Raw genomic sequence first — 14,098 nt, forward strand, 5'->3', positions numbered from 1 at the left:
TTAGCGGCCCAGCTTGGCGTGAACCTCGTCTAGATCGACCTCGCCCTTGGGCAGCTTGTTGTCGGGGTCGTCGAAATCGTAGCGGAACAGCTGGAAATCCTTTTTATAGATCTCCCAGATCAGATGCCGTGACAGATCGTCGAAATACTCGCTGACCTTGTGGGCGCGCTTAGGGCCGTGGCCTTCGGATTCGTTGAAGCGCGGCACCTGCGACACGTCGATCCGGTGCGGCGTCTCGGCCGCGTCCAGCACCCGCTGCATGCCTTCGTTGAACTTCTCGGTAAAGAAGATCTGGTCGTAGCGCCCGCCATTGACGATGAAGGTCGAGATATGGCCCGACATGGCCGACCAGTGGATGTCCGGCTCCATCGGGCGGCGCCAGCGGATGGTGTCGCGGGCGAACAGCAGAAAGCGGCGAAAGCTGCGGATCTGGTCAAAGTCGAAATCATCCTCGGGGCTGCCGACCTCGACGCCGTAGCGCTGCGCGAGCTGCGGCACCAGATTGCCGCGATAGCGTTTGCCGTTGCGCTGGATGCCGGCGATCTTGTCGAAAAACGACGACAGGATGCGGGCGTAAGGGTTGCGCACGCAAGTAAAGGTGACGCCGCGCCGGTCGCGCACCGCCGATTCGATCAGCGGCTGGCTGTCATCCTGCGCCCATTTGTGCAGCCCTTCGCGCGAATCGTGGATATCGCCGTCGTAATAGCGCCCGTGATCCGAATGAAACATGATCTGCCCGATCGTCGAGCAGGCGCATTTCGGCACCACCCGATAGACGAGGCTCTCGCTTTCCGTCATCCAAGTTCCCGGAAATCCCATCATCGCCCTCGTCTGAAAAGCCCGCCCGCTTGCGGCACCCATTAAAATCGTTACAGACAAAAGCAGATCGGCGCGGCGGATTCAATCGGTTGCGCCAGCGGAAATGAGTATCGAGGGCGGCAAGACGACATGGCCAGGATCGCCTTTATCCTTCTTGCGCACAAGGACCCGAAAAGCGTGATCGCTCAGGCCAAGCGCATGGGGGCGGGCGGCGATTGCGTGGCGATCCATTACGATGCCAGCGCGCCGCAGGCGGAATACGACCAGATCCAGCAGGCGCTGAAGGACGACCCCGCCGTCGCGCTGGCCAGCCGGCGGCACCGCTGCGGCTGGGGCGAATGGTCGCTGGTCGCCGCCACGCTGGAGGCCGTGCGCGCCGCCGTCCGCGCCTTTCCGGCCGCCACGCATTTCTACATGCTGTCGGGCGATTGCCGGCCGGTGAAATCGGCGGAATACGCGCATGCGTTTCTGGATGCCGAGGATGTCGATTACATCGAAAGTTTCGACTATTTCGCCTCGGACTGGATCAAGACCGGGATGAAAGAGGACCGGCTGATCTATCGTTTCTGGTTCAACGAACGCAGCCAGCCCCGGCGATTCTATGCGCTTTACGATTTTCAGCGCCGCTTCGGGCTGACGCGCCGGATTCCCGCCGATCTGGAAATGATGATCGGCAGCCAGTGGTGGTGCCTGCGCCGCGACACGATCGAAAAGCTGCTGGAATTCTGCGACAGCCGCCCCGACGTCATGCGCTTTTTCCGCACCACATGGATCCCCGACGAGACGTTTTTTCAGACCCTCGTCCGCCACCTTGTCCCGCGCAGCCAGATCCGGTCGCGCACGCTGACCTTCCTGATCTTCACCGATTACGGGATGCCGGTCGTTTTCTGCAACGATCACCACGACATGCTGCTGCGTCAGGATTACCTGTTCGCCCGCAAGATCAGCCCCGAGGCCCGCGAGCTGAAGGAGCGGCTGGACGCGCTGTGGATGGCGCGCGATCAGCATTTCTCGATCTCGGACGAGGGCAAGTCCCTGTTCCGCTTCCAGACCGGGCGCGGGCGGGTCGGGCGGCGGTTCGCGCCGCGCTTCTGGGAGGCCGATGGTTCGGTCGGGCGGCACCGCAACCTGCTGATCGTGGTGGCGAAGAAATGGCACATCGCCAAGCGCCTGACGCAGGCGATCCGCGAACAGACCGACATTCCGGCGGTCGATTACCTGTTCAACGAGATGGACGCCAAGCTGCCCGATCTGGGCGGGGTGGAAAACACCGTGGCCAAGCGCGAGCGGCACCGGCGGGCGCTGATCCGCCTGCTGATGGACGAGTTCGGCGACGAGCGTATGGTGATCTGCATCGACCCCTCGGCGCTCGACCTGATCCGCGACTTCGTCAGCGACAAGAACCAGACCCGCATCCTGTTCATCGATTCGCGGTTCGACGATGACTACCTGCGCGGCCATGCGCTGCGGGTCGGGCTGGCCGATTCCTCGACGCCGGAAAACGTGCTGCGCCGCCTGTTGCCCGCGCTGCGCGGCGATCTGCTGCACGAGGCCGAGCGTTTGCGCGACATGGAGTTCGATGATTACTTCGAGATCGCCCAGACCGCCGCCCCCGACCGGATCGGCACCGTGCTCGGCCGGTTTCTGGACGTCGAACCCGCCCGCGCCCGCGCCATTGCGACCGCCGCCGATCTTTTTGCAGACTGACCTGCACCCCCGAAGATGGAGACCGAGATGAGCTTTGAGTATGACGACAGCAACATCTTTGCCCGCATCCTGCGCGGCGAGATCCCCAACGACACCGTGGCCGAGACCGAGCACACGCTGGCCTTTCGCGACATCGACCCCAAGGCGCCAAGCCATGTGCTGGTGATCCCCAAGGGCAAATACGTCACCTTCGACGATTTCGCCGCCAATGCGAGCGAGGCCGAGATCGTCGATTTCATGCGCGTCACCGCCCGCATAGCGCGGGACGAGGGGCTGTCGACCGGCCATGGCGGCAACGGCTTCCGGGCGATCACCAATGCCGGCAATGACGGCGTGCAAGAGGTGCCGCATTTCCACCTGCACATCCTGGGCGGGCGGGTGATCGGGCCGATGGTGGTGCTGCGCGACTGAGGCCCGACCGGGCGGCGGGCCAACCTGCCGCCGACCCCTGCCGCCCCTGCTGCGGCGATCAGCGTCGGGTCAGATCGACGAACACATCCTCCAGCCGGGGCTGTTCGATGGTCAGGTCGCGGATCGGCATCCGCGCCTCGCGCAGTGCGTCGATGATCCGGTCGGGCTGCATCTGCGAGGGGCGATAGGCCATCGCAAGCTGATGCGGCGCGCGCCATTCGGCGGTGACGCCATCGGGCAAAGCGGGCATCGCGGTCTCGTCGGTGTCGATGATCAGCGTCTTGCGGTCGGCGCGGGCCAGCAGGGCTGCGGTGGTGTCCTCGATCAGCACCAGCCCCTCGTCGATGATGGCGATGCGGTCGCACATCGCCTCGGCCTCTTCCAGATAATGCGTGGTCAGGATGATGGTCATGCCCTGTTCGTTCAGCCGCCGGACATTGGCCCACAGCATGTCGCGCAGCCCGATATCGACGCCGGCGGTCGGCTCGTCCAGAACCAGCACCTGCGGGCGATGGACCAGCGCCTTGGCCAGCAGCAGCCGCCGCTTCATCCCGCCGGACAGATGGCGGGTATAGCTTTCCGCCTGATCGGTCAGCCCCACCAGCGCCAGCAGGTCGTCCGTCCAGCGGTCGTGGGCGGGCACGCCATACAGCCCCGCCTGGATCTCGAGACTGGCGCGCGGCGACAGGAAGGGGTCGATGTTCAGCTCTTGCGGCATCACCCCGATGGCGGCCCGCGAGTTGCGCGGGTTCACGTCCTGATCGAAGCCCCAGATCATCACCTTGCCGGCGGTCTTGTTGACCAGCCCAGCCAGAATGTTGATCGTGGTCGACTTTCCCGCCCCGTTCGGCCCGAGCAGCCCATAGATAGAGCCGGCGCGGATCTGCAGGTCGATGCCCTTCAGCGCCTCTTTCGGGGGGGCATTGCCGGCGGCGCGATAGGTCTTTCGCAGGCCGGTGATGCTGATCGCGTCGCGCTGTGCTGTGTCCATGTCACCCTGTCCCCTGAAGCTGCCGCGCCGATCCGGTCCCTGCGCCCGGTCGGGAACCGAGCTTGGCCTTGCCCTGCGGCGCACCGGCAGGCTATCTGTCATCCCATCCCCCGGGGGTTAACCCGATCCCGCACCGCGCGACAAGAAGGCCCGCCCATGTCCGACGTTCTTTTCCAGCCGACCGAGAATCCGAAATCGACCAATCAGGACCATGATACCGCGCTGCCTCCGCCCGAGACAGAGATCGTGACGACGTGGAAGGTCGCCTGTCAGGGCGACGAATTCCGCGGTCTGGGGCATCCGCGGGTGTGGATGGTCATCTCGCCCCTCACCGGCTTTGTCGATTGCGGCTATTGCGACAAGCGCTTCATCGTCGACCGCGACAATGTGCATGACGATCACTAAGCGGCGCTGATCGCTCGGGTCCGATACGACCTGCGCTGGTGGGGCTTTGCACCGCGCCTGACCCTGTGTCAGAACCGGCGGCCCGTGACCGTTGTCTGTGGCGGGCCGCCCCGTCTCAGACCGCGCCGATGAAAAGGAACCTCGCATGTCCGAAAACGCCTTTGGCAAGGGTCATCACCTGCATCTGATCGACGGCTCGGCCTTCATCTTCCGCGCCTATCACGCGCTGCCGCCGCTGACGCGGAAATCGGACGGGCTGCCTATCGGGGCGGTGGCGGGGTTTTCCAACATGCTGTGGAAATACGCGCAGGACGCCAAGGGCAGCGATGCGCCGACCCATGTGGCGGTGATCTTCGACCACTCGGCCAAGACCTTCCGCAACGAGATCTATGCCGACTACAAGGCCAACCGCCCGCCCCTGCCCGAAGAGCTGGTGCCGCAGTTCCCGCTGACCCGCGACGCCACCCGCGCCTTCAACATCGCCTGTATCGAGCTTGAGCATTACGAGGCCGACGACATCATCGCCACCCTCGCCTGTCAGGCCCGCGACGCGGGCGGGCGGGTCACGATCATCAGCTCCGACAAGGATCTGATGCAGCTTGTCGGCGGCGGCGTGGTGATGCTGGACCCGATCAAGGGCAAGGAGATCGGCCCCGACGAGGTGCATGACAAGTTCGGCGTCGGCCCCGACCGCGTCGTCGACATTCAGGCGCTGGCCGGCGACAGCGTCGACAACGTGCCCGGTGCGCCCGGCATCGGGATCAAGACGGCGGCGCTGCTGATCAACGAATATGGCGATCTGGAAAACCTGCTCGCCAATGCCGAGCAGATCAAGCAGCCCAAGCGGCGCCAGACCCTGCTGGACTATGCCGACCAGATCCGCGTGTCGAAACGGCTGGTGCAGCTTGATTGCGAGACGCCGCTGGATTTCGGCCTTGAGACGCTGGAAATCCGCGACCCCGAGCCCGACACGCTGCTGGATTTCCTGACCCGGATGGAGTTTCGGACCCTCACCAACCGCGTGGCCGAGAAATTCGCGCTCGAGGCGCCGGCCATTCCCGACACCCCGGCATCGCCTGCGGGCGGGGCGCCGGTGGCCGCGCCGGACTGGCCGCCGATCGACCACGAGCTTTATCGCCGGATCGGCACCATGGCCGAGCTGGACGAGGTCATCGCCACCATCCGCGAGGCGGGCGCCGTCGCCATCGACACCGAAACCACCGGGCTGAACGAGATGACCGCCGATCTCGTCGGCATCTCGCTGTGCACCGGGCCGGGCGTCGCCTGCTATATTCCCATGGCCCATGTCGCGGGCGGCGGCGATCTGTTCGACAGCGGCGCGCGGGTCGAGGGGCAGCTGGACCTTGAACCGGTGCTGGCGGCGCTCAAGCCGGTGCTGGAAGACGACGCGATCCTGAAGGTCGGGCAGAACATCAAATACGACTGGAAGATGCTGGCCCGCCACGGCATCCGCATGAAGCCGCTCGAGGACACGATGCTGATGTCCTATGCCCTGGGGTCCGAGCTGTTCAACCACGGCATGGACGGTCTGGCCGAGCGGGTGCTGGGCCATAAATGCCTGTCGATCAAGGATCTGATCGGCAGCGGCAAGTCGCAGATCACCTTTGACCGGGTGCCGCTGGACAAGGCCACGCCCTATGCCGCCGAGGATGCCGAGGTGACCTGGCGGCTGTGGCAGATGCTGCGTCCGCGCCTGCCCGGCCACGCCGCGACCACCGCCTACGAGACGCTGGAACGCCCGATGATCCCGGTGCTGGCCGATATGGAAATGGCCGGCATCAAGCTGGACCCGGAACACCTGTCGCGGATGTCCAACGTCTTCGCGCAGCGCATGGCCGGGCTCGAGGACGAGATCCACGGCCTTGTCGGCACACGCTTCAACATCGGCAGCCCCAAGCAGCTGGGCGAGATCCTGTTCGACCAGATGGGGCTGGCGGGCGGCAAGCAGGGCAAGACCGGCGCCTATTCGACCAGCGCCGACGTGCTGGAAGACCTTGCCGCCGAAGGCCACGAACTGCCGGCGCGGGTGCTGGACTGGCGCCAGATCTCGAAGCTGAAATCGACCTATACCGACGCGCTGCAGACCCATGTGAACCCCGATACCGGCCGCGTCCACACCTGCTATGCCATCGCCGGGGCGGCGACCGGTCGTCTGGCCTCGACCGAGCCGAACTTGCAGAACATCCCGATCCGCAGCGATGAGGGCCGCCGCATCCGCGAGGCGTTCATCGCCGCACCCGGCCACAAGCTGATCAGCCTCGATTACAGCCAGATCGAGCTGCGCGTGCTGGCCCATGTCGCCGACATCCCGGCGCTGAAACAGGCGTTTCGCGACGGCATCGACATTCACGCCATGACCGCCAGCCAGATGTTCGGCGTGCCCGTCGAAGGCATGGACCCGATGATCCGCCGTCAGGCCAAGGCGATCAATTTCGGCGTGATCTATGGCATCTCGGGTTTTGGGCTGGCGCGCAATCTGCGCATCCCGCGGGCCGAGGCGCAGGCCTTCATCGACACCTATTTCCAGCGTTTCCCGGAAATCCGTGCCTATATGGACCGCACCGTTGCCAACGCCCGGCGCGACGGCTTTGTGCGCACGATCTTCGGCCGCCGCATCCCGACGCCCGGCATCGACACCAAGGGTCCGGCCGCGGGCGGGGCGCGCCGCGCCGCGATCAACGCGCCGATCCAGGGGGCGGCGGCCGACATCATCCGCCGCGCCATGATCCGCATGCCGCAGGCGATCCGCGACCTGCCGGCGCGGATGCTGCTGCAGGTCCATGACGAGCTGGTCTTCGAGGTGCGCGAGGACGCCTGCACTCCGCTGATCGGCGCCGCCCGCAAGGTGATGGAGGGCGCCGCCGAACCCGCCGTCAAGCTGTCGGTCCCCATCGTCGTGGATGCCGGCACCGGCGACAACTGGGCCGAGGCGCACTGATCCGCAGGGGGTGATAACCTCGCGGCTGACGCACGGGTTTGCGACGAGGCGTTTTCACTCGATCAGCGTCGGGCGGGTCGATCTGTCGGCTTCGGGCGGCAGCGGTTACGGCCGCAGTCGCGGCGCCGCGCCGATGGGGACGGGACCAAGCCGCATCTGCCCGTCGGACAGCGTCAGCAGCAGCCGGATCTCGCCCTCTGCCGGGGGCGGCATGGGGTCGCGGGGCAGGATGGCCGGTGATGCCGGGGTCGCGGCGGGGGTTCCGACGGTGGTTCCGGCAGCCTCGCTGGCCGAGGCTTCCGTCAGTTCCGCATGGGTATCCGAAAGCCCGATCAGCAGGGTCCGCACCAGCACCGCGCTTTGCGGCGGGATCATCCCGGTCTGGACCGCAAGGTCGATGAACGCCTGCGCGTGCGCGGTATAAAGCGCCGCCTGACCGCTGGCGAAACCGTCGCTGTCGGCCTCGATCCGGCCGATGATCCGGGCCGTCGCGTCGTCGCCCAACGTGATCCGCAGCCCCGGCGTCTGCGTGCCGGTCAGTGCCGGGGGCGGCCCCTCCTGCTGCGCCAGCGACCGGTCGGGCAGCCGGTCGAGCCAGATCTGCCCCGGCCCCTCGACCCGCAGCGTCTCGGCCACGTTCCGCAGATGCAGCCCGTCCAGCAGCAGCGTCAGCGCATAGCTCGCCTGCGACCCCGCCGGCGCGCCGCCGCCCATATGGGACAGGGTCGCGGTCGCCTGCAGCGTCTGGAACAGCGGCGCGCCATCCACGGTCATACCCTGGGCCGCCACGCCCACCTCGCGCAGCGCCATGCCGCGCAGGGGCGAGACGGCGGCATGGACCTGCCCGCTGCCAAAGCCCAGATCGACGGTCCGCTCTGGCGCCTCGATCCGCAGGCTTTCGGGCAGATCGACGGTCAGCCGGTCCGGCGCTGACAGCGACGTATAGACCACCAGCCCCGGCGCGGTCAGGGTCTGGCCCTCATCGCTCATCTCGATCGGCCCCAGCCGCAGCCCGAACCGCCCGGCCGATCGCAGCGGCTGCACGCTTTGCGCGGCAAGGGGCGCGTCGGCGGTCAGGCGGTCGCGCAGGGCGCCGGCCAGCAGCGCCTCGCCCCCGAACCACGCGCCGCCCAGCAGCAGGGCAAGGACGGCCAGTGCGATCATCAGATATTTCAACGCGCTCTCCGTCCGGGGATGTGTGGTCGGGGTTGATCGGCTGTCATCTAAGCCTAGAATGTCCGCGTGGAAAAGGGGGCGCCGTTGCAGAACCAGAACTGGCTGTTCGCATATGGATCACTGATGTGGGATCCGGGCTTTGCCCCGCCCGAACGGGTGGTCGGGACCTTGTGGGGCTGGCATCGCAGCTTCTGCCTGCGCTCGATCCAGTATCGCGGCACCGTGCATCAGCCGGGGCTGGTCCTGGGCCTCGACGCGGCCGAGGGCGCGGTCTGTCGCGGCGTCGCCTTGCGCGTCGACGACCACCACTGGCCCGACGTCATCGCCGCCGTCCGCGCAAGGGAACTGACCACCGAAGCCTATCGCGAGGCCCGCCTGCCGGTCGATCTGTCCGACGGTCGCCGGGTCGAGGCGATCACCTATGTCATGATCCGCGAGCACGCGCATTACGCGGGCGGGCTGTGCGCGCAGGAACAGGCCCGCATCATCGCGCAGGCGGCGGGCTGGCGCGGGCCGAACCGGGATTATTTGTTCAACACTGCCTCGCATCTGGCCGAGTTGGGCCTGCCCGATCCCGAAATGGACGCGCTGTCGGACGAGGTCCGCAAGCTGTGCGGCCAGCCACCCTAATTGGCCGGTTGGCAGCCGCGTTGAGACTGCTAGACTTGCCCCCGATCCACCCCGACCGACCCCTTGCCGGAGACGCGACATGAGCCAGGACCCGCCGCCCGGTAACGACACGCCCGAAGGCCCCAAACCAACGGACGAGGCGAGGTCGAAGGCGGCTGCGGGCGAGACAGGGGATGCGGCGGGTGAGGCAGAGACCACCGCGCCCCGGTCGCTGCTTGCGCCAAAGCCCGCCAGCGACCGGGGCGCCGAGACACCGCGCCCCTCGCGCCGGTTGACGGCAAGGCGGGCGCAGGAACGCCGCGTCAGCCAGCCGCATTTCAGCCAGCCGCTGCGCCAGATCGCGCTGATGGTGATCGTGCTGGTGCTGGTCGCGGCGGGCGGATGGTTCGCCTATGGGCGCATCCTGCCGATTTTCGCGGCGAATCCGTGGCTGAACGGGCTGATCCTTGGCGTGTTCGTCACCGGGGTTCTGGCCTGCTTCTGGCAGGTCGCGCAGCTGATCCATTCGGTCAGCTGGATCGAGCGGTTCGCCGAACGCCGCCGCAACGCGACCGCCAAGGGTGTGTCGGCCATCGGCGCGGATCAGGACAGCGCGCCGCGTCTGCTGGCGCCGCTGGCGGCCCTGCTGGGGGTGCGCGGGCCGATCGGGGGGGTGATCTCGACCGGATCGGCGCGCTCGATCCTCGAATCGGTGGCGACGCGCATCGACGAGGCCCGCGACATCACCCGCTACCTGGCGAATCTGCTGATCTTTCTGGGGCTTCTGGGCACATTCTACGGCCTCGCCACGACCGTTCCGGCGGTCGTCAACACCATCCGCGCGCTCGCCCCGCAAGAGGGGCAGACGGCGGTCGAGGTCTTCGACAAGCTGATGCAGGGGCTTGAGGCGCAGCTTGGCGGCATGGCGGTGGCGTTTTCCTCGTCGCTGCTGGGGCTGGCGGGGTCGCTGGTCGTCGGGCTGCTGGAGCTGTTTGCGACCCACGGCCAGAACCGCTTTTACCGCGAGCTGGAAGAGTGGCTGTCGGGCTTTACCCGGCTTGGCATCGCCGGCGATGACGGCGAGCGGTTGGATCAGGCCAGCATCGTGGGCTTTCTGGACCAGATCGCCAGCCAGATGTCCGACCTGCAATCCTTCTATGCCGAACGCGACGAGATCCGCGAGCAAGAGGCCATCGAGGCCGACGAGCGCGTGCTGCTGATGGCGCGCAATGTCGAACGCCTGGGCCAGTTCATGCTGGACGATTCCGAGGCCAATGTCGGCCGCATGGGCGAGATGGCGCAGTCGATGTCGCGGCTGGCGGCGGGGCAGGACAAGCTGGTGCGCGCCACCGAAACCCGCCCCGACCACATGATCGAGATCGGCCGTGCGTTAAGCCGTCTGGCCGAGACGCAGGACCGGCTGGCGCGGGTGGCAGCCACACCGCCGGGCAGCGACGAGGCGCGGATGCATCTGCGATCCATCGACGAGGCGATGGCGCGGCTGGTCGAGGAAACCGCGACGGCGCGGCAGGCCTCGAACAATGAACTGCGCCGCGAGATCGTCGAACTGACAGAGGCGCTGCGGGCGTTGGGGCGGTCCTGATGGCCCTGTCGCGCAGCCGGGGCGGCAACCGCTTCTCCTCGACCATCTGGCCGGGCTTCGTGGATGCCATGACGGCGCTGCTGATGGTGCTGACGTTTGTCATCACCATCTTCATGATCGTGCAATCGGTGCTGCGCGACACGGTCGACCGGCAGGAAAGCCAGCTTGACCGGCTGACCGATCAGGTGGCCGGGCTGACCGGGACGCTGGCGATCACCCAGGACGAACGCGACACCGCGCAGGCGGAACTGGACAGCGCGCAGGCGCAGATCGTCGATTTCGAGTCGCAGGTGGCGCAGCTGATTGCGTCCCGCGACGCCGAGACCGCCCGCGCCGGCACCGCCGAACAGGCGCTGAGTGCGGCGCGCGCCGAAATCGACGCCCAGGCCGAGGCCGCGCGTCTGGCCGCCGCCCGCCGCGAGGCGCTGGAGGCTCTGGTTCGCGATCTGGAGGCCAGCGATCAGGCAAAGGCCGACGCGCTGGCCGAGACCCGCGCGACGCTGGCGGAAACCGACGCGACCCTGTCCGAAACCCAGACCGCGCTGGCCGAGACCCGCACCGAACTGTCGGCGCGGGGCGAGGCGCTGGACGAGGCCGAGGCCGCCCGACTGGCCGAGGCCGCCGCCGCCGAGGCGTTGCGGGCGCGGCTGAAGAACTCGGAAGCGGAACTGACCGCGATGACGCTGTCGCTGGAACAGGCCCGGAAAGAGGCCGAGGACACGCTGACCCTGCTCGCCGCCGCCGACGCCGCCCGCGCCGATCTGGAAACGCAGGTTCAGCAGACGACAACCGAAGCCGAGCGGCAGGCGGCCCTGCTGGCGCAGGCGCGGGACCGGCTGGCCGATCAGGAAGAAAGCTCGACCGAGGCGCAGCGCCGCGTGGCGCTGCTGAACCAGCAGGTGGCGACGCTGAACCGGCAGCTTTCCTCGATCCAGCAGGCGCTGAACCTGACCGAAGAGGACCGCGACGCCACTGCCACCCGGCTGGAGGATCTGGGCCAGCAGCTGAACGCGGCGCTGCTGAAGGCCAGCGAAGAACAGCGGCGGCGGCTGGCGCTGGAAGAGGCCGAGCGCGCGCGGCTAGAAGCCGAAACCGCCGATCTAGCGCGCTATCGCAGCGAATTCTTTGGCCGACTCAGCCAGATCCTGCAGGGCCGCGAGGGGGTCGAGGTGGTCGGCGACCGCTTCGTGCTGCAATCCGAGGTGCTGTTCGACCCCGGCGAGGCCACGCTCTCGCCCGAGGGGCAGCGCAGCATCGCCGGCGTGACCGAGATGCTGCAAGAGATCGCCGACACCATCCCGCCCGAGATCGACTGGGTGATCCGCGTCGACGGCCACACCGACCGCACGCCGCTATCCGGCCTTGGCCGCTACCGCGACAATTGGGAGCTGAGCCAGGCCCGCGCCCTTGCGGTGGTGCGCTATATGGTGGACGAGTTGGGCTTTGCCGCCGACCGTCTGGCGCCGACCGGATTCTCGGATACAAGGCCGGTGGCGCCCGACGACTCGCCCGAAAACCGCGCCCGGAACCGCCGGATCGAACTGAAACTGACGGAACGCTGAGCATGACCGAATTTATGGACGGGCCGCAGGGCCGCCGCATCGCCTATGACCTGATCCCCGGCCGGGAGGATGTGCCAGGCGTGGTGTTTCTGGGCGGCTTCCGGTCCGACATGCGCGGCACCAAGGCCGAGCATCTGGCGGGCTGGGCGCGGGCGCAGGGGTATCGGTTTCTGCGTCTGGATTATTCGGGCCACGGCGAATCCGCGGGCCGGTTCGAGGATGGCAGCATCGGGGACTGGGCGGCGGACGCGATGGCTGCGGTCAGCGGCCTGACCACGGGGCCGCAGGTGCTGGTCGGCTCGAGCATGGGCGGCTGGATCGCGCTGTTGCTGGCGCGTGCCATGCCCGAACGCGTGGCCGGTCTGGTCGGCATCGCGGCGGCGCCCGATTTCACCGAAAACGGCTTTTGGGCCAACGCCGATGAGGCGCAGCGCGAGGCGCTGCTGCGCGACGGGCAATGGCAGCTGCCCTCGGACTATTCCGACGAGCCCGATGTGATCACACGCCGGTTGATCGAGGACGGCCGCGATCACCTGGTGCTGGACCGCCCCTTGCCGCTGCCCTTCAAGGTCCGGCTGCTGCAAGGCACGGCGGATGCCGAGGTGCCGGTCGAATGGGCGCTGCGCCTGCTGGATCACGCCGATTGCCCGGACATGCGCCTGCTGCTGGTCAAGGGCGCCGATCACCGTTTCTCGGACCCCGACTGCCTGACGATGATCGAGGATGCGGTGGCCGAGGTCATGCGTGGCTAAACGCAATGCCGCATCGGGCCGCTCTGCCCCGAAAAAGGGCTCACGCGCTGCGGGAAAGCCGGCGCGTGGCAAGCCTGCCGCGCCGCCGCGCCGGCGGGGGCGGGTGGTGGCGGTGATGCTGTCGCTGCTGGCGGTGCTGCTGCTGGTGCTGGGCCTGATCTGGGCCTTTGCCCCGCGCGAAAACGGCAGTTTCGATCCGCCGCCCGTCGCGGACCTGCCCGAAAACCTCGATAGCTGGCTTTATGCCGAGGAAAGCGGCATCCGCCCGGATGTCGCGCGCCGCATCGTCTGGGGCGGGCGGCCGGGGGTGAAGACCCCGATTGCGCTGATCTATCTGCACGGGTTTTCCGCGACCTCGCAAGAGCTGCGCCCGGTGCCGGACCTGATCGCGGCATGGCGGGGGGCGAACCTTTATTTCGCCCGGCTGACCGGGCATGGCATGGATGGCGGCTCGCTGGACAACGCCCGCGTCGATGACTGGGCGCGTGACGTGGCCGAGGCCATCGCCATCGGTCAGCGCCTGGGCGAGAAGGTGGTGGTGATCGGCACCTCGACCGGCGGCACCCTGGCGGCGCTGGCGGCGCGCGACCCGGAACTGGGGCCGGCGATCGACGCGGTGGTGCTGGTCTCGCCCAATTTCGCGATGCAGGCGCGCGGGCTGTTCCTGCTGCGCCAGCCGCTGGCCCGGCACTGGCTGCCGCTGATCGCGGGGCGCGAACGCTGTTTCGAGCCGCGCAACGACGCCCATCGCGACTATTGGACGAGCTGTTACCCACCCACCGCCGCGCTGTCGATGGCGGCCATGGTGGCCGAGGCGCGGCGGGCCGATTACAGCACCGCCACCCAACCCCTGCTGGCGCTTTTTTCCGATGCCGACCGCATCGTGGACCCAAAGGCGACCGAGGCGGTGCTGCAAGGCTGGGGCGGGCAGGTGACGCGGGTGTCGGTCACGCTGGGACCCGGCGACGACCCGGACTCTCATGTCATTGCCGGGGATATCCTGTCGCCCGGCCAGACCGCGCCGCTGGCCACGCGCATCAATGGCTGGATCACGCAGATCTTCGGCGAGTGAGCGACGAAAAAGGCCGCCCCCGAAGGGACGGC

12 protein-coding genes are annotated in these 14,098 nt (G+C 67.6%); 9 read left to right on the top strand and 3 right to left on the bottom strand.

What is annotated here, in order from left to right:
• A complete protein-coding gene (locus CYR75_RS05880; protein ID WP_101500896.1) occupies window positions 1-819 on the bottom strand; it encodes a sulfotransferase family protein in 819 nt (272 codons plus the stop codon).
• 129 nt (window positions 820-948) lie between these two features.
• On the opposite strand from CYR75_RS05880, the gene CYR75_RS05885 reads away from it, so the two are divergent.
• Both CYR75_RS05885 and CYR75_RS05890 read left to right on the top strand, forming a co-directional pair.
• Window positions 949-2,526 carry a DUF5928 domain-containing protein gene (locus CYR75_RS05885; protein WP_101499231.1) on the top strand — a complete coding sequence of 526 codons (1,578 nt, stop codon included), beginning with the start codon at window positions 949-951 and terminating at the stop codon, window positions 2,524-2,526.
• 27 nt (window positions 2,527-2,553) lie between these two features.
• The gene (locus CYR75_RS05890) at window positions 2,554-2,937 is read left to right on the top strand and encodes an HIT domain-containing protein (RefSeq protein WP_101500897.1); all 384 of its coding nucleotides are present in this window, start codon (window positions 2,554-2,556) and stop codon (window positions 2,935-2,937) included.
• A gap of 58 nt (window positions 2,938-2,995) precedes the next feature.
• Here CYR75_RS05890 and CYR75_RS05895 read toward each other — a convergent pair whose 3' ends face one another.
• Window positions 2,996-3,928 carry an ABC transporter ATP-binding protein gene (locus CYR75_RS05895; protein ID WP_101499232.1) on the bottom strand — a complete coding sequence of 311 codons (933 nt, stop codon included), beginning with the start codon at window positions 3,926-3,928 and terminating at the stop codon, window positions 2,996-2,998.
• 222 nt (window positions 3,929-4,150) lie between these two features.
• Between CYR75_RS05895 and CYR75_RS05900 the strand changes: the two genes are divergently transcribed.
• Both CYR75_RS05900 and polA read left to right on the top strand, forming a co-directional pair.
• Window positions 4,151-4,333, top strand: coding sequence for a zinc-finger domain-containing protein (locus tag CYR75_RS05900; protein ID WP_225972911.1), 183 nt, complete (start codon window positions 4,151-4,153; stop codon window positions 4,331-4,333).
• A 145-nt stretch (window positions 4,334-4,478) separates the two neighbouring features.
• The gene (polA, locus tag CYR75_RS05905) at window positions 4,479-7,292 is read left to right on the top strand and encodes a DNA polymerase I (RefSeq protein WP_101499234.1); all 2,814 of its coding nucleotides are present in this window, start codon (window positions 4,479-4,481) and stop codon (window positions 7,290-7,292) included.
• Between the two features lie 105 nt (window positions 7,293-7,397).
• Here the strand turns inward: polA and CYR75_RS05910 are convergent, their stop codons facing one another.
• Window positions 7,398-8,468 (bottom strand): DUF2125 domain-containing protein, encoded by a 1,071-nt coding sequence (locus tag CYR75_RS05910; protein ID WP_101499235.1) that lies wholly within the window; start codon window positions 8,466-8,468, stop codon window positions 7,398-7,400.
• A 123-nt stretch (window positions 8,469-8,591) separates the two neighbouring features.
• Here CYR75_RS05910 and CYR75_RS05915 point away from each other — a divergent pair, with 123 nt between their 5' ends.
• The 5 genes from CYR75_RS05915 to CYR75_RS05935 all read left to right on the top strand — a co-directional run bounded on the left by CYR75_RS05915 (window position 8,592) and on the right by CYR75_RS05935 (window position 14,066).
• The gene (locus tag CYR75_RS05915; protein ID WP_264080905.1) at window positions 8,592-9,098 is read left to right on the top strand and encodes a gamma-glutamylcyclotransferase; all 507 of its coding nucleotides are present in this window, start codon (window positions 8,592-8,594) and stop codon (window positions 9,096-9,098) included.
• 79 nt (window positions 9,099-9,177) lie between these two features.
• Window positions 9,178-10,680, top strand: a complete 1,503-nt coding sequence (locus tag CYR75_RS05920) for a hypothetical protein (RefSeq protein WP_225972858.1) — start codon at window positions 9,178-9,180, stop codon at window positions 10,678-10,680.
• On the top strand, window positions 10,680-12,242 hold the full coding sequence (locus tag CYR75_RS05925; protein ID WP_101499237.1) for a peptidoglycan -binding protein: 1,563 nt from the start codon (window positions 10,680-10,682) through the stop codon (window positions 12,240-12,242). Before CYR75_RS05920 ends, CYR75_RS05925 begins: the two co-directional genes overlap by 1 nt.
• Window positions 12,243-12,244: 2 nt before the next feature.
• Window positions 12,245-12,994, top strand: a complete 750-nt coding sequence (locus CYR75_RS05930; protein WP_101499238.1) for an alpha/beta fold hydrolase — start codon at window positions 12,245-12,247, stop codon at window positions 12,992-12,994.
• On the top strand, window positions 12,987-14,066 hold the full coding sequence (locus tag CYR75_RS05935) for an alpha/beta hydrolase (RefSeq protein WP_158644592.1): 1,080 nt from the start codon (window positions 12,987-12,989) through the stop codon (window positions 14,064-14,066). Before CYR75_RS05930 ends, CYR75_RS05935 begins: the two co-directional genes overlap by 8 nt.
• Window positions 14,067-14,098: the final 32 nt, after the last annotated feature.

Origin of the sequence: Paracoccus jeotgali, assembly GCF_002865605.1 — a bacterium.
GTDB classification, from domain to species: domain Bacteria; phylum Pseudomonadota; class Alphaproteobacteria; order Rhodobacterales; family Rhodobacteraceae; genus Paracoccus; species Paracoccus jeotgali.

Coding starts and splice junctions, on each gene's coding strand:
- CYR75_RS05880 (WP_101500896.1), bottom strand. CDS start 819: ATGGGATTTCCGGGAACTTGGATGACGGAAAGCGAGAGCCTCGTCTAT.
- CYR75_RS05885 (WP_101499231.1), top strand. CDS start 949: ATGGCCAGGATCGCCTTTATCCTTCTTGCGCACAAGGACCCGAAAAGC.
- CYR75_RS05890 (WP_101500897.1), top strand. CDS start 2,554: ATGAGCTTTGAGTATGACGACAGCAACATCTTTGCCCGCATCCTGCGC.
- CYR75_RS05895 (WP_101499232.1), bottom strand. CDS start 3,928: ATGGACACAGCACAGCGCGACGCGATCAGCATCACCGGCCTGCGAAAG.
- polA (WP_101499234.1), top strand. CDS start 4,479: ATGTCCGAAAACGCCTTTGGCAAGGGTCATCACCTGCATCTGATCGAC.
- CYR75_RS05915 (WP_264080905.1), top strand. CDS start 8,592: ATGTGGGATCCGGGCTTTGCCCCGCCCGAACGGGTGGTCGGGACCTTG.
- CYR75_RS05920 (WP_225972858.1), top strand. CDS start 9,178: ATGAGCCAGGACCCGCCGCCCGGTAACGACACGCCCGAAGGCCCCAAA.
- CYR75_RS05925 (WP_101499237.1), top strand. CDS start 10,680: ATGGCCCTGTCGCGCAGCCGGGGCGGCAACCGCTTCTCCTCGACCATC.
- CYR75_RS05930 (WP_101499238.1), top strand. CDS start 12,245: ATGACCGAATTTATGGACGGGCCGCAGGGCCGCCGCATCGCCTATGAC.